The sequence below is a fragment of the Streptomyces afghaniensis genome (assembly GCF_044327915.1).
Lineage (GTDB): Bacteria > Actinomycetota > Actinomycetes > Streptomycetales > Streptomycetaceae > Streptomyces > Streptomyces afghaniensis.
This window is the reverse complement of the sequence record NZ_JBIRGJ010000001.1, coordinates 1,309,530-1,334,477: the sequence shown is the minus strand read 5'-3', so window position 1 is coordinate 1,334,477 and position 24,948 is coordinate 1,309,530. Positions and strand designations below refer to the sequence as shown.

Below are 24,948 nucleotides of genomic sequence, written 5' to 3'. Positions count from 1 at the left end.
TACCGGTGGTGCGCTGAGGACATCCACGTTCTCAGGAGGCGCTCCCGATGACCCGTCGTCCGTACCGGCTCGTCCGCGTTCTCTCCTGCGCCCTGGCGGCAGGCACGCTGCTGGGCACCGCCGCGTGCTCGGACGGCGACGGCGGCGACGACGGTTCACGCGTCCCGGGCGTCACCGCGTCACAGGTCGCAGGCAAGCGGCAGACCCCCTCTCCCACCGCCACCCTCACCACGGACGGCGCACGGACCGCGCTGATCACCGAGGCGGACATCGAGGACGACTGGACCCAGGTCAAGGACACGGAGGCCGACAACTGGCACGACAGCCTGCTCATCGGCACGGTCGACGTCTCCGACTTCCTCACCGCCAAGGCCCAGGCCGCCGACTGCCAGCGGCTCCTCGACTCCCTCTTCGACGACGATCTGCTGGGCAGGCCGTCCGGGGCGTCCGAGCTGCGCGGCTTCGAGCAGGGCGACTCACGCCTGCTGTACCAGGTCGCCTCCTACGAACGGACCGACCCGCAGGACTCGTTGAACTGGATGGCGAACCTGCCGGAGAAGTGCGACCAGTTCACCGTCACCGACGACGGCGAACAGCGCACCGTCCAGGTCGTCGAGACCTCGCTGCCCGGCGTGGGCGACGCCCGTGAGGGCCTGCGCGTGACGGTGCGGGGCCGGACCGGGGGCGCGCAGGCCACGCTGACCCTGGACGTCGCCGCCGTACGCGTCGGTGACGACGCGATCACCGTCACGGCGGGCGGGCTCGACGGGGACGAGAGCGACTCCGTCCAGCAGGCGGTGCGGCTCGGTACCCAGCGCTTGAAGGATGTACTGGCCGGCAAGACGCCCTCCCCGAACCCCGGCGAGGTCGACTGACCCGGTCCGCGGCTCTCCCCCGCAGCGCGCACCGCCGACGGCCCGGCCGGCTCTGCCGATTCCCGGGACAGGTGATCATCAAAGCGGCACAATGGCGGCGATGACCGGTACCGGTCGCTCGTGCGAGGAGAGGAAGAGACGTGAGTGAGAGCCACACCCCGCCGAGCGGCTCGGCGAGGCTGAACACCGGTGTGGCGCACAACGCGCGCGTGTGGAACTACTGGATCGGCGGCAAGGACAACTACGAGGTCGACCAGCAGGTCGGCGAGCAGGTGGCCGGCATGTTCCCGATCATCCGGGACATCGCCCGGGCGGACCGGGACTTCCTGGGCCGGGCCGTGTCGTTCCTGGCCGGCGAGCGCGGGGTGCGGCAGTTCCTCGACATCGGCACGGGCCTGCCGACGGCGGCCAACACCCACGAGATCGCCCAGCGGCTCGCGCCCGACTCACGGATCGTCTACGTCGACAACGACCCGATCGTGCTGGTGCACGCCCGCACCCTGCTGACCGGCACCCCCGACGGCGTGACCGCCTACATCGACGCCGACGTGCACGACCCGGACGCCATCCTCGAAAGGGCCGGGCACACCCTCGACCTCACCCGGCCCGTCGCCGTCATGATGCTGGGCATCCTCAACTTCGTCCTGGACACGGAGCAGGCCCGGGACATCGTGCGCCGTGTGATGGCCGCCGTCCCCGCCGGCAGCTACCTGGTGCTCACCCACCCCACGTTCGACGACGAGCTCGGGGGCGCGGGGCAGATCCCGGCCATGAAGTTCTGGAACGAGAACGCCACTCCCCCGATCACCGCCCGCAGCGGCGCGGACATCGCCGCGTTCTTCGAAGGTCTGGAGCTGCTCGAGCCGGGCATGGTGTCGTGCGGGCGGTGGCGTGCCGACGCCGGCTCGGCCGTGCTGGTACCGCAGTACGGCGCGGTGGCCGTCAAGGCCTGACGGAGGACGTATGACGACCCTGGCCGATCCGGTGCCCGGCGGCCGTCCCGGCGATGTGGAGCGGGCCACCGCGCTGAGCGGCGAGCTGTCCGGGCGGGGTGTGCACGGCGTCGTGCTGTCCTACGTCGACACCGCGGGCATCGGCAGGGTGAAGACGATCCCGACGGCCCGGCTCGCCTCCGCCGCGGCCTGGGGCGTCGGCATGTCCCCGGTGTTCGACACGTTCCTGGCGAACGACTCCATCGTCACCACCGACGTCCTCGGCTCCCCCGACGGCGATCTGCGCCTCTACCCGGACCTCGACCAGCTCGTGGTGCTGGCCGGGCAGCCCGGCTGGGCGTGGGCGCCGGTCGACCGGGTCACACAGGACGGGGATCGGCATCCCGGCTGCGGTCGTACGTTCCTGCGCCGGGTCGTCGCCGAGGCGGCCGAGCGGCACGGCCTGACGTTCAAGGCGGCCGTGGAGGTCGAGTGGACCCTGGCCCGCGGGGACGCGCCCGGCGACGCGTTCGTGCCCGCGACGACGGGCCCGGCGTACGGGGCGGCGCGGCAGGTCGAACTCGGTGACTGCACCGCCGACCTGCTGGCGGCGTGCGCGGCCCAGGGCCTCGACGTGGAACAGGTCCATCCCGAGTACGCGGCCGGGCAGTTCGAGATCTCGGTGGGTGCCGTCGACCCGGTGGCGGCGGCGGACCGCAGCGTGCTGGTGCGCCAGACGGTTCGCGCGGTGGCCCAGCGGCACGGGCTGCGCGTCTCGTTCGCTCCGGCCGTCGTGGGGCAGGGCGTCGGCAACGGCGGGCACATCCATCTGTCGGCCTGGCGCGGCGGGGTGAATCTGCACTCCGGGGGCGAGGGCCGCTACGGCATGACGGCCGAGGCGGAGTCGTTCACGGCCGGCCTCCTCGCCCACCTGCCCGGTCTCACGGCCGTGACCGCGCCGAGCCCCGCCAGCTATCTGCGGCTTCGGCCCTCCCAGTGGGCCGGGGTGTTCACCGCGTGGGGCCACGAGACCCGGGAGACCGCCCTGCGCGTCGTCACGGGCACCGCGGGCCTGCGCGACCAGGCGGCGAACCTCGAGATCAAGCCCGTCGACCTGGCCGCCAACCCCTACCTCGCGATCGGCTCCCTGATCGCCGCCGGGCTGGACGGCCTCACGTCGTCCGCCGTCCTGCCCGAGGAGACCACCGGTGACCCGGCACGGCTGGCCGAGGCCGACGCGGCGGCCCGGGGCGTGCGGCGGCTGCCGGTCTCGCTGGAGCGGGCCGTCAAGGAGTTCCGCGAGGACGATGTGCTGCGGGCGGCCCTCGGCCCGGTCCTGGCCGACGCGGTGATCGCCGTACGGCGCGGAGAGCTGGCGTCCGTCGCCGGTCTCGACGACGACCAGGTGGCGGCGGCGTACCGGTGGAAGTACTGACGTGGGCGCGGTCCGCGAGGCGCTCGACGCCCTGAGCCTGGTCGACCACCACTGCCACGGCACGGTGGCCGCCGATCTCGGCCGGGAGGCCTTCGAGCCGCTCCTCACGGAGGGCGACGCGTGGCCGGGCGTCTCGCCCTTCGACAGTCCCGCGGGCGTGGCCGTGCGCCGCCACTGCGCTCCCGTGCTGGACCTGCCGCGGCACGCTCCCGTCGAGCAGTACCTGGCGCGGCGCTCGGAGCTCGGCTGGCGCGAGGTGCAGCGGCGCTTCCTGACCGCCTCGGGCACGGACGTCTTCTGCGTCGACACCGGTTTCGCCCCCGACCGGCTCACCACCCCACGCCAGGTCGCCGAGGCCGCGGGCGGGTCGGCGTACGAGGTCGTGCGGCTGGAGAGCGTCGCCGAGTCGGTGCGGGCCGCGGGGGTCGAGCCGGACGCCTACGCCGACGCCTTCCGCGCGGCGGCGCTGGCCGCCGTACAGCGGCCGGGCGTGGTGGCCGTGAAGTCGGTGGCGGCCTACCGCACCGGCTTCGGCCTGGACCCGGCCCGCCCCTCGGACGCGGAGGTCACCGGCGCCGCCCGGCACTGGTCGGCCCGCGGCGGTCGCCTGGACGACCCGGTCCTGGTCCGGCACCTGCTGTGGACCGCCGTCGACCTCGGCCTGCCGCTCCAGCTGCACACCGGGTTCGGCGACAGCGACATCCGGCTGCACCGGGCCGACCCGGCCCGTCTCACGGACTGGCTGCACCTGACCGCCGGGACCGTCCCGGTCCTGCTGCTGCACTGCTGGCCCTACCAACGGCAGGCCGCGTACCTCGCGGCGGTCTTCGAGCAGGTGCATCTCGATGTCGGCCTCACGCTCCACCACGTCGGCCCGGCCCGGGCCGGTGCGGTCCTCGCGGAGGCCCTGGAGATCACACCGTTCCGCAAACTGCTGTACAGCTCCGACGCGTACGGTGTGCCGGAGTTCTTCCACCTGGGGGCCCTCGCCTTCCGGCAGGGCCTGGCGGAACTGCTCCAGGAGCGGGTGGACGCCGACGAGCTGTCCCTGCCGGACGCGCTGCGGATCGCCCGGTGGGCCGGGCGGGACAACGCCCGCCGGGTCTACGGGCTCCCGAACGGCTTCCGGGAAGGCGGTTGAACGGCGTGTGGCCGGTCACAGTTCCTCCCGAGCGGCTACCCAGGAAGTCCGAACGGCTGAAAGTATGATCAAGCGATGTCTGACATGACCGAAACCACGCCCGGCTGGCTGTCCTCCGACGAACTGGAGATGACGCGCGCCCGCATGCCGATCCTGTACGTCGATGCCGTCCCGGTCCGCGTCGACGACAGCGGCGAAGTCACGAGTGTCGGTGTGCTGCTGCGCATGGGACCCGACGGAACGGTCAGCCGGACGCTGGTGTCCGGCCGCGTGCTGCACCACGAACGCGTCCGGGACGCCCTCCTGCGCCACCTGGAGAAGGACCTCGGCCCGGTCGCGCTGCCCCGGGTCCCGACGTCGCTCCAGCCGTTCACGGTCGCGGAGTACTTCCCGACGCAGGGCATCACGCCGTACCACGACCCCCGCCAGCACGCGGTCTCCCTCGCCTACATCGTGCCGGTGACGGGTGACTGCCGGCCCCGGCAGGACGCCCTCGACCTGGTGTGGTTCAGCCCGCAGGAGGCCGTCTCGGAGGCGGTGCAGAGCGAGATGCCGGGCGGTCACGGGGTGCTGCTCAAGCAGGCGCTGGCCCATGCGGGCTGCGTGATCTGACGGGTGCGGGCCATCACCGAGGGGTGAGCTGATGCGGCTTCCCGACATGCCGCTGCACGACCCGTTCGTCGTCGCCGACGAACCGACGGGCACCTACCATCTCTACACGTCCAACGACCCCTCCGTGTCGGGCGTGGACGGCACCGGCACGATGGTGTACCGCAGCCGCGACCTGCGCGACTGGACGCGCCCCGTCGTGGTGTTCCTGACCGCCGAGCAGGAGGGCATCTGGGCGACCGACGGCGCCTGGGCCCCGGAGGTGCACGCCTGGGACGGCAGGTACTTCCTCTTCACCACGCTGCACGACGCGGACAAGCCGCTCCCGGTCCCGCCGCCCAACCAGTGGGGTGTCCCGTTCCGGACCCCGACCCATATGCGCGGCACGATCACGGCCGTCTCCGACTCGCTGCTCGGACCGTTCACCGTGATCGACCCGGCACGACCCGTCCCGCCCGAGCACCTCATGACCCTCGACGGCACCCTGTACGTCGACCCGTCCGGGCAGCCCTGGATGGTGTACGCGCACGAGTGGCTCCAGACGATCGACGGCACGATGGAGGCGATCCGGCTGGCTCCCGACCTGTCCCGGACGGTCGGCGACCCGGTGTACCTCTTCAAGGCCTCGGACGCGCCCTGGACCGCCGAGCAGATCCCCGCGGGCGTACCCCACCAGCTGCCGCCGTACATCACCGACGGCCCCCAGCTGTACCGCACCCCTGACGGGTCCCTGCTGATGCTGTGGTCGACGTACGAGAAGAACACGGCGGGCCGGGACGGCACGATCAGCGGCGGCTACGTGCAGACGTACGCCGTGTCGAGATCCGGGGACGTCCGGGGCCCGTGGCAGCAGCACCGGCCCCTGGTCCGTGACGACAGCGGCCACGGCATGCTGTTCCACACCTTCGACGGCCACCTGATGATGATCCTCCACCGGCCCTTCGAGAACGCGCGCGGGAAGCTCTACGAGATGGAGCTCCGCGGTCACGAGCTGAGGGTGCTGCGCCGCCGCGACGACCTCGACGGGGGCGGCTGACCCAGCCCGGCGGCTGCCCCGAACGCAATCAGCGGATCTGCCGATATCGGCAGACCCGCTGGTCGACTCTGTCGGGACGACAGGATTTGAACCTGCGACCCCTTGACCCCCAGTCAAGTGCGCTACCAAGCTGCGCCACGTCCCGTTGCCCATCTGACCTGGGGATTCCCCCGGCCGAACGCGCAGGGAAACAATACCGCACTCGCGCCGGTGATCGCGCATCCGTTTCCGGACGCCCGCCGCTTGACCTCAACGTTGGTTGAGGTTGCACGCTCGTCCGCATGACGAATGCGACGGACATGACACACAGCTACGCCGATCTGCCGGGGCTCATGGGCCTGATGACCGGCGACGAGAAGCACGGCCCGGCCGCGACGTCCACGCTGGACGTGCTGTGGGTGCTGTACGACCGGGTGCTGCGGGTGAGCCCGGAGGGGATGGCCGACCCGGAGCGGGACCGGTTCCTGCTGTCGAAGGGGCACGGGCCGATGGCGTACTACGCCGTGCTGGCCGCCAAGGGCTTCATCCCGGTGGAGTGGCTGCCCGGCTTCGGCGCGTACGACTCCCCCCTCGGTCACCATCCCGACCGCACACTCGTGCCGGGGGCCGAGATCGGCAGCGGATCGCTCGGGCACGGGCTGCCGATCGCCGTCGGTACGGCACTGGGGCTGCGCGCCCAGGGGCTCGACGAGCCGCGGGTGTGGGCGCTGATCGGGGACGCCGAGCTGGACGAGGGCAGCAACCACGAGGCGATCGCCTTCGCCGGGCCCGCCGGGCTCGACCCGCTGCACACCGTCGTCGTCGACAACTCCTCCGCGTCGTACGCGCGGCCCGGCGGGATCGCCGCCCGCTTCGAGGCGGCGGGCTGGTCCACGCTGACCGTCGACGGCCGTGACCACGAGGCGCTGTACGCCGCCTTCACCGCCCCGCACCCGGGCCGCCCGCACGCGGTCGTGGCCCGGGTCGAGCCCAAGTCCGCCTGACCTCCCCCTCCGGAAAGGAACCAGAACTCCATGGACACCATGCGCGACCGTTTCGCCCCTGTCGTCTCCCGGCTGCTCGACGAGGATCCCCGGGTCGCCGTCGTCCTCGCCGAGATCGGCAGGGACGGCTTCACCGAGGCCGCCCGGCGCCATCCCGACCGGGTCGTCAACGTGGGCATCCGCGAGCAGCTCCTGGTCGGGGCGGCCGCGGGGCTCGCGCTGACCGGGCTGCGGCCCGTCGTGCACACCTTCGCCAGCTTCCTCGTCGAGCGGCCCTTCGAGCAGGTCAAGCTGGATCTCGGGCACCAGGACCTGGGCGCGGTGCTGGTGAGCGCCGCCGCCTCCTTCGACTGGCCGGCGGGCGGCTACACCCACATGGCGCCGGGCGATGTGGCGCTGCTCGACACCCTGGACGGCTGGACCGTCCATGTGCCGGGACACCCGGACGAGGCCGAGACGCTGCTGCGGCACGCGGTCGCCGCGGGCGACGACAAGGTCTACGTGCGGCTGTCCGTGCAGTCCAACGGGCGGGCGCTGCCCGTCGACGGGCAGCATGTCCGCACGGTCCGCGAGGGGCGCTCCGGGGTCGTGGTCGCCGTCGGGCCGATGCTCGACACGGTGCTCGCCGCCACCGAGGGCCTCGACGTCACGGTCCTGTACGCGACCACCGTCCGCCCCTTCGACGGGGCCGCCCTGCGCCGGGCCACCCGGGCGGCCGGGACGGACGTCGTCCTCGTCGAGCCCTACCTGGCGGGCACCTCGACGGCCGCCGCGAACGACGCGCTGTCCGAGGTGCCGCACCGGGTGCTGGGGCTGGGCGTGGACCGTCGCGAACTACGGCGGTACGGGCAGGTGGCGGAGCATGTCGCCGCCCATGGCCTCGACGCCCGGTCGCTGCGGGAGCGCATCGGGGGGTTCGTCGGGGCGACGGCACCCGTGTGAGACCCGGAGGTCACTCCCCCGCCGCCAGACCCAGCCGTGGGTGTGCCTCAAGGAGCCGGGTCGGGGCCGCCTGACGCCAGGAGTCGGCCAGGATGTCCCGCAGCTCGTCCTCGTCCTCCAGCGCGTCGAGCCGGGCCCGCACCCAGGCGAACTGCGCCTCGTGGTCGGCGATCCAGAACTTCTCCGGCTCGGCGAGCACCAGTTCGTCCCGCTCCTCCTTGGGGCAGCGCACGGCGATGGACGTCTCGTCCTCCGGCAGCGTGGCGAACATCTTTCCCGCGACCCGGAACGTGGGCATGCTCCAGGCGATCTTCTCCGTCGTGTCCGGCAGGGACAGAGCGATACGTCGTACGTCTTCGGCATCCGGCATGGCAGGCACCGTACCGGCTGCCACTGACAATCACCTGGTGAGAGCGGTTGCGGCTACGTGCTTGTAGTAGATCGTCGTCGGCCGCAGCTCCCCGTCGGGGCTCGCCGCGTAGTCGGGGATCGCGCCGATCGCGGTCCAGCCTGCGGAGCGGTACAGGTGCTCGGCGGGGCTGCCGGTCTCGGTGTCCAGATGCAGGAGGGTGACGCCGGCCTCGGCGGCGGCGCCCTCCGCCGTGGTCAGGAGCCCGCGTCCGAGGCCACGGCCGCGGGCGTCCGGGTGCACCATGAGTTTGACGAGTTCGGCGCGGTGACGGCTGTTCGCCTTGGCGGGGAAGGCCAGGCTCACGCTGCCCAGCACCCGGTCCCCGTCGTGCGCCGCCCAGACGGTGAGCCGTCCCGCTGCCACGTCGCCCGCCCGCTCCTCCCACCAGGCGAGCGCCTCCGCACGGTCGAGCGGGGCGAGGAAGCCGACCGAGGCACCGCCGTTCACGGTGTCGGCCAGCAGATCCGCCAACCCGGCCTGGTGGCCGGCGAGCCGGGCTGCGTCCAGACGCTCGACGATCACGGCCGCACCACCGCCAGCAGATACCGGACGCCCTCGGGAGCGGCGCACCGGAACCGGGTCGGGCCCCACACGCGCATGCGCAGGCAGTCCCCGGTGCCGAGGTGGTGCTCGGTGTCCTGCGCGGTCACGTCGAGGGCCCCTTCCAGGATCCAGATGTGCTGTTCCAGGCCGGTGACGGGCGGACGGTCGTAGGCGATGTCGGCTCCGGCGGTGAGGTGTCCTTCGACGAGTTCGCCGCGCAGCGCGGCGTGTGGTGGTGACACGGATCGCCGTACGAAGCCGGAGGCCTGGTCCTTCCAGACGGGCTGGTCGGCGGCCCGCAGCACGGGTGCAGGCTCGGCCTCGACCTCGCTGAGCAGTTGGGACATGGTCCGCCCGTAGACGGCACACAGGCGGTTCAGGAGGGAGGCCGTGGGGCTGATCTCCGCCCGTTCGGCCCGGGACAGGGTGGAGCGGCTCGCTCCGCTGCGGTCCGCCAACTCGCCGAGAGAGTAGCCATGTTCGGTCCGCAGCTCGGCCAGGCGGGCGCCCAGCCGGGTGTCGACCGCGTCGGCGTCATCACTTCTCATATCCGGGACGCTATCCCGGATATGAGACGGCCGCGTTAACGAGTCCTCACACCCCGGCCGCCGCGCCGAGCGCGTCCAGCACCGGGCGGATCAGCGGATGCTCCTCGGCTCCCCGGCGCACGGCGGCGAAGACCCGCCGGGTGGGCGCCGTGCCGTCGACGGGGCGGACGATCACCCCGGCGAGGTCCATGCCGCGCAGCGCCGAGCGCGGCACGAGGGCGACGCCCGCGCCGGCGGAGGCGAGGGCGACGACCGCGCGGAAGTCGTCCGAGGAGTGCTCCATGCTCGGCTGGAAGCCGGCTTTCTCGCAGGCCAGGACCACCACGTCGTGGCAGGGGTTGCCAGGGTACGGGCCGATCCACGCGTCCTTGGCCAGTTCGGCCAGCGGGACCTCCGCCGCGTCGGCCAGACGGTGCGTGACCGGCACGACCGCGTCGAAGGGCTCGGCGTACAGCGGCACATGGGTCAGCCGGGGGTCGTCGGCGGCGGGGGCGCCCCGGTACTCGACGGCGACGGCGACATCGACCTGCCGGTCCAGCACCATCGGCAGACTGGCGTCGCCCTCGGCGTCCTGGACACGGATGCGGATCCCGGGCGCCGACTCGGCGAGGCGGGCCACCGCGGGCGCGACGACCAGCGCGATGCCGGTCGCGAAGGAGGCGACCGTGACGGTGCCGGCCGAGCCCGAGCTGTAGGCGGCCAACTCGGCCTCGGCCCGCTCCAGTTGGGCGAGGACCACGTTGGTGTGGCCGAGCAGGATCTCGCCGGCGGGGGTGAGGCGTACACCCTTGGCGCCGCGCTCGACGAGCCGGTGCCCGGTCTCCTGCTCCAGGGCGGCGAGCTGCTGGGACACCGCCGACGGGGTCAGATACAGCGCGGCGGCAGCCGCCGTCACCGTACGGTGGTCGGCCACCGCACGGAGGATGTGGAGCCGCCGCGCTTCGATCATGCGATCGATTCTCTCAGGTCGCCGGTGTTTTTCAGCCGGCCAGCTCCGCCCGTGCCGCCACGAAGGCCTCGACCGCGCGACGGACGTCCTCGGTCGAGTGCGCGGCCGACAGCTGGACGCGGATGCGGGCCTGGCCCTGCGGCACCACCGGGTAGGAGAAGCCGATCACGTACACGCCGCGCTCCAGCAGCAGCTCCGCCATGCGCCCGGCGACCGTCGCGTCACCGATCATCACCGGGGCGATGGGGTGGTCACCGGGCAGGACGTCGAAGCCCTCCTCGGTCATCCTGCCGCGGAAGAGAGCCGTGTTCTCGGAGAGGCGGACGCGCAGGTCGTCCGCCGACTCCAGCAGGTCGAGCACCTTCAGGGAGGCCGCCGCGATCACCGGGGCGAGCGTGTTCGAGAAGAGGTACGGCCGGGAGCGCTGGCGCAGCAGCGCGACGATCTCCGCGCGGGCGGCGACATAGCCGCCCGAGGCGCCGCCGAGCGCCTTGCCGAGCGTGCCGGTGATGATGTCGACGCGGTCCATGACGCCGTGCAGCTCGGGCGTGCCACGGCCGCCGGGGCCGACGAAGCCGACGGCGTGCGAGTCGTCGACCATGACCATCGCGTCGTAGCGGTCGGCGAGGTCGCAGATCTCGCGCAGCGGGGCCACGTAACCGTCCATGGAGAAGACGCCGTCGGTGACGATCAGGCGGCGGCGCGCGTCGGAGGCCTCCTTCAGGCGGGCCTCCAGCTCGGCCAGATCACGGTTGGCGTACCGCAGGCGGCGGGCCTTGGACAGCCGGATGCCGTCGATGATCGACGCGTGGTTGAGCGCGTCGGAGATGACCGCGTCCTGCGGACCGAGCAGCGTCTCGAACACGCCGCCGTTGGCGTCGAAGCAGGAGGAGTACAGGATCGTGTCCTCCTGGCCGAGGAACGCCGACAGCCGCGCCTCCAGCTCCTTGTGCACCTCCTGCGTGCCGCAGATGAAGCGGACGGAAGCCATGCCGTAGCCCCAGCGGTCCAGGGCCTCGTGCGCGGCGGCGACGACCTCGGGGTGGTCGGCGAGTCCGAGGTAGTTGTTGGCGCAGAAGTTGAGGACCTCGCCGGGGCGGCCACCGGCCGTGACGTTCACGGTGGCGGACTGCGGGCTGCCGATCACGCGCTCGGGCTTGTGCAGTCCGGCGGCGCGGATCTCGTCGAGGGTGGCGCGCAGGTCGTCGCGCACGGAGTCGAACATGAGGGCTCCTGAAATGCTTGGCGGTGAGGGGGAGTTACGCGGTCCAGTCGAGGATGACCTTGCCGCCGCGGCCGCTCGCCGCGTCGGCGAACGCCGCCTCGAAGTCGCGGAAGCCGTACCGGCCGGTGATCACGGGCGCGAGGTCGAGGCCGCCTTCCAGCAGCACGGACATCGCGTACCAGGTCTCGAACATCTCGCGGCCGTAGATGCCCTTGACGGTGATCATCGAGGTGACGATCCGGGCCCAGTCGACGGGGAACTCCTGAGCGGGCAGGCCAAGCATCGCGATCCGGCCGCCGTGCGTCATGTTGGCGATCATGTCCCGCATGGCCTCGGGGCGGCCGGACATCTCCAGGCCGATGTCGAAGCCCTCGCGCAGGCCGAGCGTGCGCTGCCCGTCGGCGATGGTGGCGCCCGCGACATTGAGCGCGAGGCTGACCCCGACCTTGCGGGCCAGTTCCAGCCGCTCCTCGCTGACATCGGTGATCATGACGTTGCGGGCTCCGGCGTGCCGGGCCACGGCGGCGGCCATCAGCCCGATCGGGCCCGCACCGGTGATCAGCACGTCCTCACCGACGAGCGGGAACGACAGCGCGGTGTGCACGGCGTTGCCGAACGGGTCGAAGATCGCGGCCACTTCGAGGTCGACGGGCACCCGGTGCACCCAGACGTTGGCGGCGGGCAGGACGACGTACTCGGCGAAGGCCCCGTCCCGGCCCACACCCAGCCCGATGGTGGCCCGGCACAGGTGGCGGCGCCCGGCCTGGCAGTTGCGGCACTTGCCGCACACCAGGTGGCCCTCGCCGCTCACCCGGTCGCCGACGGCGATGTCGGTGACGTCCCGCCCGGTCTCCACGACCTCGCCGACGAACTCGTGCCCGACCACGAGCGGGGTGCGGATCGCCTGCCGCGCCCAGCCGTCCCAGGCCCTGATGTGCAGGTCGGTGCCGCAGATACCGGTGCGCAGCACCTTGATCAGTACGTCGCCGGGCCCGACGGCGGGCTCCGGGACGTCCGCGAGCCACAGCCCGGGCTCCGCCTTCTGTTTGACCAGCGCCTTCACCGCTACGGCTCCAGGGGGTGAGTCCCGGGTCCGGGCACGCCGAAGGTGCCCCCGGGCCGGGAGAGGAGTGGGATCGCACAGCAATCTGCCGTACGGCGGCCGCACCGGTCCATCGAGGTTTTCTTAAGCGGCGCCTCAGCTTTCCTTCACGCCCGCCCGGGTGCGCCGTGGAAACCCGGGGCGTGTCAGTAGGGCAGCCTGCCGTCCCAGCCCTCCAGCTGTACGACCAGCTGCGCGGCGTGTTCCTTGATCGCCGTCAGGCCCGGCTTCCCCCACGGCCGGGGCCCGACGTCGGCGACGCTGACCGTGCCCAACACCAGGCCCGTGCCGTCGATGAGCGGTGCTCCCAGATAGGAGCGGATACCGAACTCGTCGACCACCGGATTGCCCGCGAACCGCGGATAGTCGTGGACGTCCTCCAGGACCAGGGCCTTGCGTCGCGCCACCACATGGGGGCAGAAGCCATAGTCGCGGGGCAGGGTACGGCCCACCCGGGGGCTGGTGCCGTCGCTGCGCACCACCGGCGCGACGGCCGGGACGTACAGGCCGGCGTAGAACTGGCCCCGCTCGTCCGGGAAGTTGACCATGGCGTACGGCGCCCCGGTGAGCTCGGCGAGGCCGTGCGCGAAGGCGTCGAGTGCGGGTTCGGGGCGCTCCCCCAGACCCAGCAGGCGCAGTCGGCCGGCGCGGGCGGGGGCCTCCTTGTCCTCGGGTGTGAGCAGCAGACGACCGGCCGGGCGCGGCGGGTCGTAGCTCATGGGCGTCCTCCCGGACTGTGGGCATGTGTCATATACGGGCTCCCTGGCGGGTGTTGGGGAATCACATGTGGGATCACTTGTGGCGTTCACATGTGGGCGCCATACCCCGTGGTGGTGGCGGGCGCATGGGCGATGAGGTGACGCACGAGGGTCAGCAGGGTCTGGACCCCGGAGCTGGAGATCCTGGCGTCGCAGCACACGACGGGGATCTCCTCGGAGAGATCGAGGGCCGCGCGCACCTCCTCGGGGTCGTAGCGGTAGGCGCCGTCGAACTCGTTCACGGCGACGATGAAGCCGAGGCCGCGCTGCTCGAAGAAGTCGACGGCCGCGAAACACTCCTCGAGCCGGCGGGTGTCGGCGAGGATGACCGCGCCGAGCGCGCCCTCGCACAACTCGTCCCACATGAACCAGAACCGCTCCTGTCCGGGGGTGCCGAACAGGTACAGCACGTGTTTCGGGTCGAGCGTGATGCGGCCGAAGTCCATGGCCACGGTCGTCTCGACCTTGTTCTCGATGCCGTCGAGGTTGTCGGTCGCGGCACTGACGGTGGTGAGCAGCTCCTCCGTGCTGAGCGGCGCGATCTCGCTGACCGCGCCGACGAAGGTCGTCTTGCCCACGCCGAACCCGCCCGCCACCAGGATCTTGAGGGCGGTGGGGAACGGATCGCCGCCGTGGCCGGAAGCGTCGGCGTAGTCAGAGCTGTCGTCGTAGTCCATCGAGCACTGCCTCCAGAAGGGCCCGGTCCGTCGGGTTGTGGTGGAACGCGGGGGGCTTGGTGGTCAGCGCCCCGCAGTCGACGAGGTCCGCCAGCAGCACCTTGGTGACGGCCACCGGCAGCTTCAGATGGGCGGCGACCTCCGCGACGGCGACGGGCACACTGCACCGTTCGAGTGCTTGCGCGTGCTCGGGGCCGAGGTAGCCGAGGGGGGTCGCCCCGGTGGCCATCACCTGCGACATCAGGTCGAGCGCGACGGTGGGACGGGTGCGGCCGTTGCTGACCGTGAACGGGCGCACCAGCCGCCCGGCCGCGTCGTCGAGCCAGGGCCCGTCACCGGCCGCCGCCACGCTCAAGGCCTCATCGCCGGGGATTCGACGGACTGCTGGCGGGGAGCGGTGACCAGGTACGGGCGGACGCTCTTGACCAGCATCGCCATCTCGTAGCCGAGGACGGCCGCGTCGGCCTCGCGGCCGGCGAGCACGGCCAGGCAGGTGCCGGAGCCGGCGGTGGTGACGAACAGCAGGCTCGAGTCGAGTTCGACCACGACCTGCCGGACGTCACCGCCGTCGCCGAAGCGGACGCCGGCGCTGCGGCCGAGGGAGTACAGGCCGGAGGCCAGGGCGGCCATGTGGTCGGCGCTGTCCGGGTCGAGGCCGTGCACGGATTTCACGAGCCCGTCGCAGGACAGGAGCACCGCGGCGCTGGTGTGCGGTACGCGCTGCACGAGGCCGCTCATCAGCCAGTCGAGATCGGATACATGGGCGGTCGGCGCATCGCTCGCCATGGTGGATCGACTCCTTGGGGTACGAAGGTCTGCGGGAGCGCTGGGGGTGGGGGTGGAAACGGGGGTGGTCATCCGGCGGGTGCGCTCCCGTCGTGCCGGGTGGTGGTGTGGTCGGGGCGGGACGCGGTCGCACCGTCCCGTGCGCCGCGCGCCTCGGTTATGCGGGCCGCGTCCACGGTGGAGCGGGACTCGGTGTGCACCGGCTCCATGGGGATCGGGTCCCGGTGTGTGGAGTCCCGGTGTGTGGAGTCCCGGTGTGTGGGCTCCCCGTGTGCGGGCTCCCTGTGGAGCGGCGTCACGTGTGCCGACTCCGTGTGCGTCGACGACTCCGTGTCGCCCCACTCCATGTTTCCGGCCTCTATGTGCTGTTGGGCCTCGGCGAGGCTGATGCCGCGCTGGAAGGCCGCCATCAGGCCGGGATCGTGGCCGACGAGGAACTCGGGGTCCTGGCGCGGCGTGGGACCGTCGCGGAGCTGGGGTGCGATGTGTTCCTGGGCACGGCGGCGGGGCAGTTGGGGCTTGCCCATGGTGCCGCGCACCGTGCCGTTGCGCGGGGTGGGCGGGGCGGTCACGTTCTCCGCGAGGATGCGCCGGTCGTCGGGGCTGATCCCGGGCCTCGCCTCGGCCGGGTTGGGCCGCTCCCGATGGGCTCCGCGCACGGGCAGGGGCGCGGGTCGGCCGCTCTGCGGGCTTCCGCCCGAGGGCCGTTCGGGCTCCTGCTGATGCGCCCGGGACGCGGCGCCCGCAGACTGCGGGACGGACGGCAGCGCTTCGGACGCGGTACCCGGCCCTGAGGGGAACCGGTACACGACCGAGGTCCCTGACGCGGCCTCCTCGGCTCGGGACGACCCCCTCCCGGACGCCGCTCCGGCTCCGGACTCGGGCCCGCCCCCGGCTGAATCTCCGGCCCCGACCGCAGGCTGACCGTGCTGGCCCTGCTGGCCGGTGCCCCCGGGTGCGCCCGCCTCCGCCCCCAGCAGCGCCTGCGGCACGACGAGCACCGCCTGCACTCCGCCGTAGATGTTGCTCTGGAGGCGGACGGTGATGCCGTGCCGCCGGGCCAGCTGCGAGACGACGAACAACCCGATGCGGCCGTCCGCGAGAAGCCGGGCGACGTTCACCTGGTCCGGGTCGGCGAGCAGGGCGTTCATCCGCGCCTGCTCCTCCAGGGGCATGCCCAGTCCACGGTCCTCGACCTCGACGGCGAGCCCGGAGGTGACGAGGTTGGCGCGCAGCAGCACCTGGGTGTGCGGGGCGGAGAACACCGTGGCGTTCTCGACGAGTTCGGCCAGCAGGTGGATGACGTCGGCCACGGCGTGTCCGCGCAGGGTGCCGTCGATCGGCGGCACGAGCTTGACCCGCGAGTACTGCTCGACCTCGGCGATGGCCGAGCGCAGCACCTCGGTCATGGAGACCGGGTTGCTCCACTGGCGGCGCGAGACGGCCCCGCCGAGCACGGCGAGGTTCTCGGCGTGGCGGCGGATGCGGGTGGCGAGGTGATCGACGTGGAAGAGCCCCTTGAGCAGGTCGGGGTCCTCCATCTCGTTCTCGAGCTCGTCGAGGATGGAGATCTCGCGGTGCACGAGCGACTGCAGGCGCCGGGCGAGGTTGACGAACACCTCGAGCTTCTGTTCGCTGCCCGCCTGGCTGGAGAGCTGGGAGGCCTGGACGACGGCGGTGACGGCGCCGTCGTGCGCACGGTTCAGGTCGGCGGCGAGGAGTTCGAAGTCGTCGGCGCCCTCGGCGGGGCCGCCGCGTGGACTGCTCTGCGGGCCGGGCTGCGGCGGTCCGTCGCCGCGGCGCAGCGTCTCGACCAGGGCGCGCAGGTCGGCCTCGCGCCGCGTGGTGGTGCGGCGCAGGACGCCGATGCGGTCGTGCACGGACCGGGCGACCCGGTTGGCGGCCACCGCGGCGACGACGATGCCGACGAGGGTCACCGAGACCGCCCCGGCGAGCACGGCCCACAGCATCAGCCCCGGCCGCGCGCCGGTGGACCGGACGGTGAAGAGGACGGCGGCACAGCCGCTGAGGGCGACGGCGATGGGCGGCAGCACGGCGATACGCAGCAGCTGGGGCCGTATGTGGGTCTCGGGCAGCGCGGGTGCGGTGCGGGCGGCCGGCCGCCCGTGCCGCCCGCCCTCACGGCGGTCTGCGCGTGCGGCCGGGGCGCGGAGGTGAGACATCGGTGTCCTCGTACTGGTCCGTCGGTCCTGGGTGCCAGGTGGGCTTGCGGCGGCACGACCGGGCTCACGCGGCCGCTTCCGCGCGCCGCGAGCCGCCCGCCCGGCCTCGGCCGGCACCCGCCCGGCGCCGCCGCGTCCGGAGTCCGTGTGCTGCCCGGAACCGGAGGAGGCCACCACGGCGGCCCCCGTCCCGGCGTCGGTCGTGCGCGGGCAGCGGGAATCCCCCTCGCGTCGACTCCCTCGTCCGCCATGCGCCTGCACGTGCCGGTCCCCACTCCCTGGTCCGCCTGCTTTCCGACGGACACTGACAGTAGTCGTCAGCGCATCATGTGCGGTGGGCAGTTGACAAACTCATACGGAAAGCGTCCCGCTCTGGTATGAGGTCTCGCACGACAGAGCGATAACCCCCTGACACCTCCGGAAGCGAACGACAACAGTCCGATCCGACCTGGTCAGAAGCGGTCACGCAGATACGGCGAGGGCCGGGGAGCCTCTCGCTCCCCGGCCCTCGCCGTCGACCCTCCGCTCACTCCGGCTCAGCCCGCCGGAAGCGTTTCGGGGTCCTCCGTGTCCTTGTCCGCCTTGCCACCATCGTCACTCAACGTATCGGCCTGGGCCACGGCTGCCGCGCCCGACGTGGTCTTGATCGCGGCGTCGGCGAGGGCTTCGCCGACCGGGAAACCACCCGCCGGGGCGAGCGCCACCCCGCGCCACCACGGCTCGGACGGGACGTCCTCGGCCGTGGGCTCGAAGGGCTCACCGGGATGGGGCAATGCGACCCGCGCGCCCACGGCACGGGCTGCCGCGACCGTCCCCTCGCCGGGATCCGCCCACGGGTGTGTCGCCAGGTTGAACGTGGCCCAGTGGATCGGCAGCATCGGGCCGTGCTCCGGTCCGCCCTGGAGGTCGAGGTGAGCGCGCATGCCCTCGTCGGGGGTCATGTGGATGTCGGGCCAGAAGTCGGAGTACGCGCCGATCTGGATCATCGTGGCGTCGAACGGTCCGTGCTCGGCGCCGATCTCCTTGAAGCCGTCGAAGTAGCCGGTGTCTCCGCTGTGGTAGATCCGGTGCGCCTCGCCGGCGACGACCCAGGAGGCCCACAGGGTGTGCTGGGTGTTGCGCAGCCCTCGGCCGCAGAAGTGCCGGGCCGGAGTGGCGGTCAGGGTGAGGCCGCCGATCTTCGTCGACTCGTGCCAGTCCAGTTCGTGCAGCCGGCCGGCGGACACACCCCAGTGCTCCAGGTGCGCCCCGACGCCGAGCGGCACGGCGAACAGCGTGTCCGTGCCGGCCAGGGCCTTGATGGTGGGCATGTCCAGATGGTCGTAGTGGTCGTGCGAGATGACCACGACGTCGACCGGGCCGAGCGCGGCCAGCGGCACGGGCACCGGGTGCAGCCGCTTCGGCCCGGCGAACGGGAACGGGGAGCAGCGCTCGCCCCACACCGGGTCGAACAGCACACGCCGGCCGTCGATCTCGGCGAGCACGCTGGAGTGCCCCATCCAGGTCAGCCGCAGCCCGGTGGCCGGGGGCCGGGCGATGTCGGCGAGGGTGGTGGCGTGCACCGGCACGGCGCCCTTCGGGGCACGGCGGGGCCGGGTCTCCTTGTCGAAGAAGACCTTGGCGAAGTCGAGGGTGGAGCCCGAGGGCCGGGTTCGCGCGGGACCTCCGGGGTTCTGGAAGACCCCGTCCTTGAAGTGGGGCGATCTGCGGATGCGCGCCATGCGCTCACCGCTCGGGTCCGCGCCGAACGCCCCGGGCCGGAGCGCGCGGAGCCCGGGGCTCAGGGAACGGAAACCGGCCACGCTACCTCCAAGTGGAGTCGGTCAGGCTTTCCATTATGGTCGGCCCCTCCGACAACACCGGGGCCCAGGGGTCCCGACGACGGTGATACTGAACGCAGATTCAGTAATCACGGCGAAGGAGTCCGCATGGCCGGCCCCCTGCTGTCCCTCACCTGGACCGACCACATCACCGGTCGCCAGGGCTTCCTGGTCGTCGACCGGCTGGTGCGCGGTGTCGCCAGCGGCGGTCTGCGGATGCGCGCGGGCTGCACCCTGGACGAGGTCACCGGCCTGGCCCGCGGCATGACCATGAAGGAGGCCCTCCACTACGACCCCGCGAGCCGCTACGTCCCGCTCGGTGGCGCCAAGGGCGGCATCGACTGCGACCCGCACGACCCGGAGGCCTACCCGCTGCTGGTGCGGTACCTGCGCGCCATGCGGCCGCACATCGAGAGCTTCTGGACGACCGGCGAGGACCTCGGACTCACCCAGGACCTGGTGGACCGGGCCGCGGCCGAGGCGGGCCTGGTCTCCTCCATCCAGGCCGTGTACCCGTTGCTGGACGACGAGGCCGAGGCCCGGCGGCGGCTGAGTGCCGCGTTCGCGGTCGAGGTGGACGGCATCGGCCTGGACGAGCTGGTCGGCGGCTGCGGTGTCGCCGAGGCGGCCCTCACGGCGCTGGACCGCGCCGGGGTGCCCCACGCGGGGACACGGGTCGCACTCCAGGGGCTGGGCACCATGGGCGGGGCCACCGCGCGCTTCCTCACGCGCGCGGGACTCACGGTCGTGGCCGTCGCCGACATCAAGGGCACGATCGCCAACCCGGCGGGGCTCGACGTCGAGGCGCTGCTCGCCGCGCGGGATGCCCACGGCACCGTGGACCGATCCGCGCTGCGCCCCGGCGACCGCGAACTGCCGGGCGACGCCTGGCTGTCGGCCGACACGGACGTCCTGGTGCCGGCGGCAGTCTCGTACGCGATCGATGCCGGGAACCAGGAGCGGATCACCGCCCGCTGGGTCGTCGAGGCGGCCAACATGCCCGTACGACCGGAGGCGGAGCTGCTGCTCGCCGCGCGCGGGGTGACCGTGCTGCCGGACGTCGTGGTCAACTCCGGGACGAACGCCTGGTGGTGGTGGACGCTGTTCGGGGACATCGGCGCCGACGCCGAGGAGGCGTTCGCGCACACGCGCCGCTCGATGCGGTCCCTGGTCGAGCGGATGCTGGCCCGCGCACGGGCCGACGGCACCACACCGCGGGCCGCCGCCCACGCGCTCGTGGCGGACCGGCTGCCGGTCATAGCGGAACGGTTCGGCTGGTACCGCTGACGGACCGCGGGACGGGCCCCGGACCCCTTTCCGGACGGCCGAATACACCGGTCAAGAGGGTGCAGGCGCGTGTGTAGGGTGACGGCGTGACGAGAGTCCGGTTGAGCGTGGCGGAACGGCGCGGGGAGCTGCTGCGGGCCGCCATCGAGCAGATCGAGGCCCGGGGTGTGGCGGCGGTCAGGATCGCCGACGTGGCCTCGGCGCTCGGTGTGAGCAACGCGCTGGTGCTCTACCACTTCTCCACGAAGGAGAAGCTGGTCGCGGCCGCGTTCCGGCACGCGGCCGAGGCCGACCTCGCCCATCTGCGCAGGCTGCTCGGCCGCCGTACGTCGGCGCTGCGCCGGCTGCGGTCGGCCGTACGGTGGTACGCCCCGACCGGCCAGGCCAAGGGCTGGCGGTTGTGGATCGAGGGCTGGGCGGCGGCGCTGCGCGAGCCCGCGCTGCGGGAGGTCACCCAGGACCTCGACCGGCAGTGGAAGGCGGCCCTCGCCGAGGTCATCACGGAGGGCATGGCGGCCGGCGAGTTCCACTGCCCCGACCCGCACGGCACGGCCCTGCGCCTCACCGCCCTCCTCGACGGCCTCGCCGTCCAGCTGACGTCCTACCCGGGCGCGGTGCCGCGGGCACGGGCCCAGGAGTGGGCCGAGGAAGCACTGGCCCGCGAACTGGGCCTGGAGCCGACGGCCTTGACCCGCCCCGCCCGAAACGGCCGCCTATCCGCGACCGACGGTGCCGCCTGAGCTCGCTTTGCTGTGGAGGACCTCGCGGGCCTGCTCCGCGGCACGGATGAGGCTCTCCGCTACGAAGTCGACGAAGCGGGCGATGTTCTCGAGGCGGGTGGCGGCCGGGGTTTCGGGACCGAGAACGCCGACGCCCTGCCGTGCGGCCGCGGCCAGTTGAGCGCTGGACCGGGCGCTGGCGATCATCGACTGGTAGAAGACGTCGTCGTCGACGGCGTAGCGCTCGCGGCGGCCCTCGCCGCGCTCCCGGCGGATGAGGCCCTGACTTTCCAGGAACGCGACCGCTTTCGACACGGACGCCGGGCTGACCTGAAGGTGCCGGACGAGTTCGGACGCGGTGAGGCTGCCCGCGTCGGTGGTGTAGAGGCAGGTCAGCACACGGGACATCATCTTGGGCAGGCCCTGCTGCATGAGGAGGGTGGTGAACATCTCCTCGTACTCGCGCACGGCCTCGACGTCACGCCCATGAGCCGGCGCAGGTACCCGTGCCCCCCGGGGAGCGGCCTGCCTGCGCCGATGGGTCCGGCGTTCGGTGGCGCGGTGGGCCAGGTCGGCGCGGTAGGCGGTCGGGCCGCCGTTACGCATCACCTCACGCGTGATCGTCGAGGTCGGACGACCAAGACGCCTGGCGATCTCCGCGTAGGCGAGGCCATCACCCACCCCCTGCGCGATCTGCTGACGTTCCTGCTGGGTGAGCCTGCCGCCCGGCATAGTGAACTCCTTCGTGCTCCTCGATGCCGGCAGCATAGCGTTAATTCTTCATCCATTGCAACGATCACCACCCCTCCGTTGCATTGATTCCACTCCCCATTGCAACGATCTCCAAGTCTCTACCTGCCCAAACACCACGTACACGCAACGACGATATTGCCGCATCCGCGAAGGCAACGTAGCTTTCTTTCTGCCGAAACAACGAGCGGAAGGACAGCACGATGGCGGATCGCCCGGAGTTGCAGAAGGCCATTCAGGAGATCGTCGATTCCGGTTTCACCGGGGTGCAGTTACGCGTGAACGACGAGCGGGGCGAGTGGGTCGGCAGCGCCGGCGTGCGCGAGCTGGGCGAGAGCGCCGAGCCGCCGGCCGACGGACACTGCCGGATCGGCAGCAACACCAAGACCTTCATCGCGACCCTGGTGCTGCAACTGGTGGCCGATGGCAGGATCGGGCTGGACACACCGGCGGGCGACTACCTGCCCGAGTTCGGGCTGGACCGGCGGATCACGGTCCGGATGCTGCTCCAGCACACCAGCGGGGTGTTCAACTTCACCGGCGAGTTCTACGACGACGGGACGTTCGCGCCGGGCATCCCCGTCTCGGGCAAGGAGTGGGTGGACAACCGGTTCAAGACCTACCGGCCGGAAGAACTGGTACGGCTGGCGTTGTCCAAGCCTGCGCGCTTCGAGCCGGGGACGGACTGGAGTTACTCCAACACCAACTACGTGCTGGCCAAGCTGTTGGTCGAGAAGGTCGCGGGCTGCGCGCTGGCCGATGAGATGCAGCGGCGGATCCTGGGGCCGCTCGGACTGTCGGGCACCGTGGCGCCGTACACGCAGCAGGAGGTTCCCGCGCCGCACGCCCACGCCTACTACCGGTACGAGGAGGACGGCCGGCAGAAGACGGTGGACGTCACCCGCCAGAACCCCTCCTGGATCTCCGGCGGCGGCGACATGATCTCGACCACCGAGGACCTGCACACGTTCATCTCCGCCCTCCTGGGCAGCAAGCTCCTGCCGGCTCCACTGCTCGCCGAGATGTGCACGCCGCACCCCAAGGCGGGTTACGGCCTGGGGGTGTTCGTCCAGGACACGGACGACGGTGGCACGATCATCACCCACAACGGCGGCATCACGGGCCACGCGGCGCTGATGTACAGCACGCCCGACGGCGGCAGGACCCTGACCGCCGCGCTGAACTACGTGGACGACGCGGCGATGTCCCTGGCCGAGCCGTTCCAGAAGGCGACACAGAGGCTCGTCAAGGAGGTGTTCGGCGGTCGGACCGAGCGGATCGCGTCGACGGACTGATCCAGAACGCGGTGGGCCGAGGAGCAGCCGAGACGCGCCCGCACCCGCCGACGGCGAGAAGGGGCCGTGTCGGGGGGTGTCCGCCCGCAACGGTTGGCGCGTCAACGGACGGTGAGTCGGTACGCAACCCCATCGCGCCGTTCCGAGGACGGACACCCCCCGGCGCGGCCCCGACCCACACCACCGCGAAGGCGCCGGCACGCACCCCACGCAGCCGCAGGTACCGCGCCCGCTGCCCTCACGCCACCGAAGCGATCCGCATCCTGATGTCCTCCGGCGACAGCGCCCCCTTCGCCGTCACATGATCCCCCGACGACTCCCCACGCAGCCGCCGCCCGATCCACGGCACCAGAAACTCCCGCGCCCAGTGCACATCGTCGCGCCGAACCTCGAGCGGCCCCCGCGCCGGCAGCGGCGGCCAAGGCTGCTCGGGGTCCGCCGGAACCTCCAGTCCGAGCACCTGCCCCGCACGGAGCGCCACCCGCGTGTGCCCCTCGGGCGACAGGTGCAGCCGGTCGGCGTCCCAGGCCCTGCGGTCCTGGACACTGCGCAGGGACCACAGGTCGAGCACCGGGCAGCCGTACCGGTCGGCGATGGCCCGGACATGCCCGTTGTACGTCGCGATCTTGCCCCGCAGGTGCTTGAGCACGGGCATCCCCCGGGTGTCGAACCCGGTCGTCACCATCACCGTGCCGGCCACGGCGGTGAGCCGCACGAGGGCCCGCTCGAAGCGCTCGGCCACCTCGTCCGGGTCGGTACCCGGCCGGAGGATGTCGTTGCCCCCGGCGCAGAACGAGACCAGGTCCGGGGCCATTTCGACAGCCCGCGGAACCTGGTCCGCCACGATCTGGTCGAGGAGCTTCCCTCGCACGGCGAGGTTCGTGTACTGGAAGTCGCCTTCGGGCCGGCGGTCGGCGAGCAGGACGGCGAACCGGTCGGCCCAGCCGACGAACGCCCCGTCGGGGCCGGGATCACCGACGCCCTCGGTGAAGCTGTCCCCCACCGCCACGTACGACCCGATCACTGCTCTGCTGTCACTCTTCGAATCGTCTGCCACAGCAGCTCATGATTCACCTTCGAATGTGACTTACGCGACCGTAGGAAAGGGTTGACGGGCGGTGAGATAAGCCACTCCTAAAGTGTTCGCCAACTCCGGAATAGGCCACCCGTCAGCGATGTTGCGGGGTCAGTCGCCACACCCGGAACCCTGTGATCCGGAAGTGACTCCACACGGTCCGGAAGCCGAAGTGCCCACTTGTGTACGGCTCGGGGTCGCTGTAGTCGAACACGAGCCTCCCGTTGTTCCACCACCGCACCGTCGAACCGTCGGAGACGACCCGCACCTTGTTCGGCTCACCCGGCACCAGCAGCGGCTCGGTGTAGTCGTAGATCAGGGGCCGGACACCGGGCTCACCGACGTACCGACGCAACCGGGTCGTGGTGTTGTAGTTGGCACCGAAACCGGCGTAGTACGTCGTCAGGTGGTCGTACTCCTCCAGCGCCCCGCCACGCGGCGTGGCGAAGAGATCGCCCGGGGAGCGGACGTCGGTCGCGTTCCAGAAGTTGTTGAGGTCCGAGACCCGGTCGTTGACCCCGCCCTCGGACACGGGCGTGGCGGTGTACTCGAGGACGTACGGGCCTTCGAGCCGCCGCCTGAACCAGACGGTCGCGCCGCTCGGTACGTCGATCTCGAGGACACCGCGAGAGGCGGTGACGGTGCCGCCGCCCTGGAGTTCGGTCGCCCACTGGCCGAGGCCGTGGCGGAAGTCGTCGCGGGCGATGAGGCGGCGCTGACGGGACGCGGCGTTCGCGCTCGCCGTCGCTGTCGCCGTCGGGGCGAGCGCCGCCAGGGCGGCTCCGGCGGCCAGGGCCCCCAGCGCTCTGCGGGTGGTCGGCATGGGACACAGCTCCTCGGGGATCCGTCTGGAAGGCTCCAGAAAG

26 protein-coding genes and 1 tRNA gene are annotated in these 24,948 nt (G+C 72.0%); 11 read left to right on the top strand and 16 right to left on the bottom strand.

Annotation, left to right across the window (positions count from 1 at the left end; all coding sequences use genetic code 11):
• Positions 1-47: 47 nt before the first annotated feature.
• The 6 genes from ACH4G3_RS05615 (at position 48) to ACH4G3_RS05590 (ending at position 6,028) form a co-directional block, all read left to right on the top strand.
• Positions 48-875 (top strand): hypothetical protein, encoded by an 828-nt coding sequence (locus ACH4G3_RS05615; protein ID WP_397623219.1) that lies wholly within the window; start codon positions 48-50, stop codon positions 873-875.
• 140 nt (positions 876-1,015) lie between these two features.
• A complete protein-coding gene (locus ACH4G3_RS05610; RefSeq protein WP_397623218.1) occupies positions 1,016-1,828 on the top strand; it encodes an SAM-dependent methyltransferase in 813 nt (270 codons plus the stop codon).
• Positions 1,829-1,838: 10 nt separating this feature from the next.
• Positions 1,839-3,242: a type I glutamate--ammonia ligase gene (locus tag ACH4G3_RS05605; protein WP_397623217.1), complete on the top strand. Its 1,404-nt coding sequence runs from the start codon at positions 1,839-1,841 to the stop codon at positions 3,240-3,242.
• 1 nt (position 3,243) lies between these two features.
• Positions 3,244-4,383 (top strand): amidohydrolase family protein, encoded by a 1,140-nt coding sequence (locus ACH4G3_RS05600; protein ID WP_397623216.1) that lies wholly within the window; start codon positions 3,244-3,246, stop codon positions 4,381-4,383.
• A gap of 84 nt (positions 4,384-4,467) precedes the next feature.
• Complete coding sequence (locus ACH4G3_RS05595) at positions 4,468-4,995, top strand: NUDIX hydrolase family protein (protein WP_167409651.1); 528 nt, start codon at positions 4,468-4,470, stop codon at positions 4,993-4,995.
• 31 nt (positions 4,996-5,026) lie between these two features.
• Positions 5,027-6,028, top strand: coding sequence for a glycoside hydrolase family 43 protein (locus ACH4G3_RS05590; RefSeq protein ID WP_397623215.1), 1,002 nt, complete (start codon positions 5,027-5,029; stop codon positions 6,026-6,028).
• 71 nt (positions 6,029-6,099) lie between these two features.
• Here ACH4G3_RS05590 and ACH4G3_RS05585 read toward each other — a convergent pair.
• Positions 6,100-6,173: transfer RNA gene (locus ACH4G3_RS05585), tRNA-Pro, on the bottom strand.
• Between the two features lie 136 nt (positions 6,174-6,309).
• Here ACH4G3_RS05585 and ACH4G3_RS05580 point away from each other — a divergent pair.
• Together ACH4G3_RS05580 and ACH4G3_RS05575 are read left to right on the top strand one after the other, a co-directional pair.
• Positions 6,310-7,011, top strand: a complete 702-nt coding sequence (locus ACH4G3_RS05580; protein WP_397623214.1) for a transketolase — start codon at positions 6,310-6,312, stop codon at positions 7,009-7,011.
• Positions 7,012-7,041: 30 nt separating this feature from the next.
• Positions 7,042-7,953, top strand: a complete 912-nt coding sequence (locus ACH4G3_RS05575; protein WP_397623213.1) for a transketolase family protein — start codon at positions 7,042-7,044, stop codon at positions 7,951-7,953.
• A gap of 10 nt (positions 7,954-7,963) precedes the next feature.
• Here ACH4G3_RS05575 and ACH4G3_RS05570 read toward each other — a convergent pair whose 3' ends face one another.
• The 12 genes from ACH4G3_RS05570 to ACH4G3_RS05515 all read right to left on the bottom strand — a co-directional run bounded on the left by ACH4G3_RS05570 (position 7,964) and on the right by ACH4G3_RS05515 (position 18,938).
• Positions 7,964-8,323 carry an MmcQ/YjbR family DNA-binding protein gene (locus ACH4G3_RS05570; RefSeq protein ID WP_354747091.1) on the bottom strand — a complete coding sequence of 120 codons (360 nt, stop codon included), beginning with the start codon at positions 8,321-8,323 and terminating at the stop codon, positions 7,964-7,966.
• Positions 8,324-8,353: 30 nt separating this feature from the next.
• Positions 8,354-8,887 carry a GNAT family N-acetyltransferase gene (locus tag ACH4G3_RS05565; RefSeq protein WP_397623212.1) on the bottom strand — a complete coding sequence of 178 codons (534 nt, stop codon included), beginning with the start codon at positions 8,885-8,887 and terminating at the stop codon, positions 8,354-8,356.
• On the bottom strand, positions 8,884-9,456 hold the full coding sequence (locus ACH4G3_RS05560; protein WP_397623211.1) for a helix-turn-helix domain-containing protein: 573 nt from the start codon (positions 9,454-9,456) through the stop codon (positions 8,884-8,886). Before ACH4G3_RS05560 ends, ACH4G3_RS05565 begins: the two co-directional genes overlap by 4 nt.
• A gap of 46 nt (positions 9,457-9,502) precedes the next feature.
• Positions 9,503-10,405, bottom strand: a complete 903-nt coding sequence (locus tag ACH4G3_RS05555; RefSeq protein WP_397623210.1) for a LysR family transcriptional regulator — start codon at positions 10,403-10,405, stop codon at positions 9,503-9,505.
• Between the two features lie 31 nt (positions 10,406-10,436).
• Entirely contained in the window at positions 10,437-11,630 is a 1,194-nt protein-coding gene (locus ACH4G3_RS05550; RefSeq protein ID WP_397623209.1) for a glycine C-acetyltransferase, read from the bottom strand.
• 34 nt (positions 11,631-11,664) lie between these two features.
• Positions 11,665-12,693: an L-threonine 3-dehydrogenase gene (gene tdh / locus ACH4G3_RS05545; RefSeq protein WP_397623208.1), complete on the bottom strand. Its 1,029-nt coding sequence runs from the start codon at positions 12,691-12,693 to the stop codon at positions 11,665-11,667.
• Between the two features lie 185 nt (positions 12,694-12,878).
• On the bottom strand, positions 12,879-13,451 hold the full coding sequence (locus ACH4G3_RS05540) for a GAF domain-containing protein (protein ID WP_397623207.1): 573 nt from the start codon (positions 13,449-13,451) through the stop codon (positions 12,879-12,881).
• An 86-nt stretch (positions 13,452-13,537) separates the two neighbouring features.
• The gene (locus ACH4G3_RS05535; protein ID WP_020270913.1) at positions 13,538-14,167 is read right to left on the bottom strand and encodes a GTP-binding protein; all 630 of its coding nucleotides are present in this window, start codon (positions 14,165-14,167) and stop codon (positions 13,538-13,540) included.
• The gene (locus ACH4G3_RS05530; protein ID WP_010044672.1) at positions 14,145-14,516 is read right to left on the bottom strand and encodes a DUF742 domain-containing protein; all 372 of its coding nucleotides are present in this window, start codon (positions 14,514-14,516) and stop codon (positions 14,145-14,147) included. Before ACH4G3_RS05530 ends, ACH4G3_RS05535 begins: the two co-directional genes overlap by 23 nt.
• 2 nt (positions 14,517-14,518) lie before the next feature.
• On the bottom strand, positions 14,519-14,953 hold the full coding sequence (locus ACH4G3_RS05525; protein ID WP_082319778.1) for a roadblock/LC7 domain-containing protein: 435 nt from the start codon (positions 14,951-14,953) through the stop codon (positions 14,519-14,521).
• A gap of 68 nt (positions 14,954-15,021) precedes the next feature.
• A complete protein-coding gene (locus ACH4G3_RS05520) occupies positions 15,022-17,136 on the bottom strand; it encodes an ATP-binding protein (RefSeq protein WP_397623206.1) in 2,115 nt (704 codons plus the stop codon).
• 536 nt (positions 17,137-17,672) lie between these two features.
• Positions 17,673-18,938: an MBL fold metallo-hydrolase gene (locus ACH4G3_RS05515; RefSeq protein WP_397623205.1), complete on the bottom strand. Its 1,266-nt coding sequence runs from the start codon at positions 18,936-18,938 to the stop codon at positions 17,673-17,675.
• A 126-nt stretch (positions 18,939-19,064) separates the two neighbouring features.
• On the opposite strand from ACH4G3_RS05515, the gene ACH4G3_RS05510 reads away from it, so the two are divergent.
• Both ACH4G3_RS05510 and ACH4G3_RS05505 read left to right on the top strand, forming a co-directional pair.
• The gene (locus ACH4G3_RS05510) at positions 19,065-20,243 is read left to right on the top strand and encodes a glutamate dehydrogenase (protein WP_397623204.1); all 1,179 of its coding nucleotides are present in this window, start codon (positions 19,065-19,067) and stop codon (positions 20,241-20,243) included.
• An 86-nt stretch (positions 20,244-20,329) separates the two neighbouring features.
• The gene (locus ACH4G3_RS05505) at positions 20,330-20,983 is read left to right on the top strand and encodes a TetR/AcrR family transcriptional regulator (RefSeq protein WP_397623203.1); all 654 of its coding nucleotides are present in this window, start codon (positions 20,330-20,332) and stop codon (positions 20,981-20,983) included.
• On the opposite strand, the gene ACH4G3_RS05500 is transcribed toward ACH4G3_RS05505, so the two are convergent.
• The gene (locus ACH4G3_RS05500) at positions 20,957-21,694 is read right to left on the bottom strand and encodes a helix-turn-helix domain-containing protein (protein WP_397623202.1); all 738 of its coding nucleotides are present in this window, start codon (positions 21,692-21,694) and stop codon (positions 20,957-20,959) included. The genes ACH4G3_RS05505 and ACH4G3_RS05500 overlap by 27 nt on opposite strands.
• Positions 21,695-21,915: 221 nt before the next feature.
• Here ACH4G3_RS05500 and ACH4G3_RS05495 point away from each other — a divergent pair, with 221 nt between their 5' ends.
• Positions 21,916-23,007 (top strand): serine hydrolase domain-containing protein, encoded by a 1,092-nt coding sequence (locus tag ACH4G3_RS05495; protein WP_397623201.1) that lies wholly within the window; start codon positions 21,916-21,918, stop codon positions 23,005-23,007.
• Between the two features lie 238 nt (positions 23,008-23,245).
• Here ACH4G3_RS05495 and ACH4G3_RS05490 read toward each other — a convergent pair whose 3' ends face one another.
• A complete protein-coding gene (locus ACH4G3_RS05490; protein WP_086853658.1) occupies positions 23,246-24,031 on the bottom strand; it encodes a GDSL-type esterase/lipase family protein in 786 nt (261 codons plus the stop codon).
• Between the two features lie 145 nt (positions 24,032-24,176).
• On the bottom strand, positions 24,177-24,905 hold the full coding sequence (locus tag ACH4G3_RS05485; RefSeq protein WP_397623200.1) for a DUF6250 domain-containing protein: 729 nt from the start codon (positions 24,903-24,905) through the stop codon (positions 24,177-24,179).
• Positions 24,906-24,948: the final 43 nt, after the last annotated feature.

What these genes read in the sequence shown, in the direction of transcription:
- ACH4G3_RS05575 (WP_397623213.1), top strand. Translation starts at nt 7,042, where the DNA reads ATGGACACCATGCGCGACCGTTTCGCCCCTGTCGTCTCCCGGCTGCTC.
- ACH4G3_RS05510 (WP_397623204.1), top strand. Translation starts at nt 19,065, where the DNA reads ATGGCCGGCCCCCTGCTGTCCCTCACCTGGACCGACCACATCACCGGT.
- ACH4G3_RS05520 (WP_397623206.1), bottom strand. Translation starts at nt 17,136, where the DNA reads ATGTCTCACCTCCGCGCCCCGGCCGCACGCGCAGACCGCCGTGAGGGC.
- ACH4G3_RS05580 (WP_397623214.1), top strand. Translation starts at nt 6,310, where the DNA reads ATGACGAATGCGACGGACATGACACACAGCTACGCCGATCTGCCGGGG.
- ACH4G3_RS05550 (WP_397623209.1), bottom strand. Translation starts at nt 11,630, where the DNA reads ATGTTCGACTCCGTGCGCGACGACCTGCGCGCCACCCTCGACGAGATC.
- ACH4G3_RS05555 (WP_397623210.1), bottom strand. Translation starts at nt 10,405, where the DNA reads ATGATCGAAGCGCGGCGGCTCCACATCCTCCGTGCGGTGGCCGACCAC.
- ACH4G3_RS05540 (WP_397623207.1), bottom strand. Translation starts at nt 13,451, where the DNA reads ATGAGCTACGACCCGCCGCGCCCGGCCGGTCGTCTGCTGCTCACACCC.
- ACH4G3_RS05525 (WP_082319778.1), bottom strand. Translation starts at nt 14,953, where the DNA reads ATGGCGAGCGATGCGCCGACCGCCCATGTATCCGATCTCGACTGGCTG.
- ACH4G3_RS05535 (WP_020270913.1), bottom strand. Translation starts at nt 14,167, where the DNA reads ATGGACTACGACGACAGCTCTGACTACGCCGACGCTTCCGGCCACGGC.
- ACH4G3_RS05485 (WP_397623200.1), bottom strand. Translation starts at nt 24,905, where the DNA reads ATGCCGACCACCCGCAGAGCGCTGGGGGCCCTGGCCGCCGGAGCCGCC.
- ACH4G3_RS05590 (WP_397623215.1), top strand. Translation starts at nt 5,027, where the DNA reads ATGCGGCTTCCCGACATGCCGCTGCACGACCCGTTCGTCGTCGCCGAC.
- ACH4G3_RS05495 (WP_397623201.1), top strand. Translation starts at nt 21,916, where the DNA reads ATGGCGGATCGCCCGGAGTTGCAGAAGGCCATTCAGGAGATCGTCGAT.
- ACH4G3_RS05595 (WP_167409651.1), top strand. Translation starts at nt 4,468, where the DNA reads ATGACCGAAACCACGCCCGGCTGGCTGTCCTCCGACGAACTGGAGATG.
- ACH4G3_RS05570 (WP_354747091.1), bottom strand. Translation starts at nt 8,323, where the DNA reads ATGCCGGATGCCGAAGACGTACGACGTATCGCTCTGTCCCTGCCGGAC.
- ACH4G3_RS05500 (WP_397623202.1), bottom strand. Translation starts at nt 21,694, where the DNA reads ATGCCGGGCGGCAGGCTCACCCAGCAGGAACGTCAGCAGATCGCGCAG.
- ACH4G3_RS05615 (WP_397623219.1), top strand. Translation starts at nt 48, where the DNA reads ATGACCCGTCGTCCGTACCGGCTCGTCCGCGTTCTCTCCTGCGCCCTG.
- ACH4G3_RS05560 (WP_397623211.1), bottom strand. Translation starts at nt 9,456, where the DNA reads ATGAGAAGTGATGACGCCGACGCGGTCGACACCCGGCTGGGCGCCCGC.
- ACH4G3_RS05605 (WP_397623217.1), top strand. Translation starts at nt 1,839, where the DNA reads ATGACGACCCTGGCCGATCCGGTGCCCGGCGGCCGTCCCGGCGATGTG.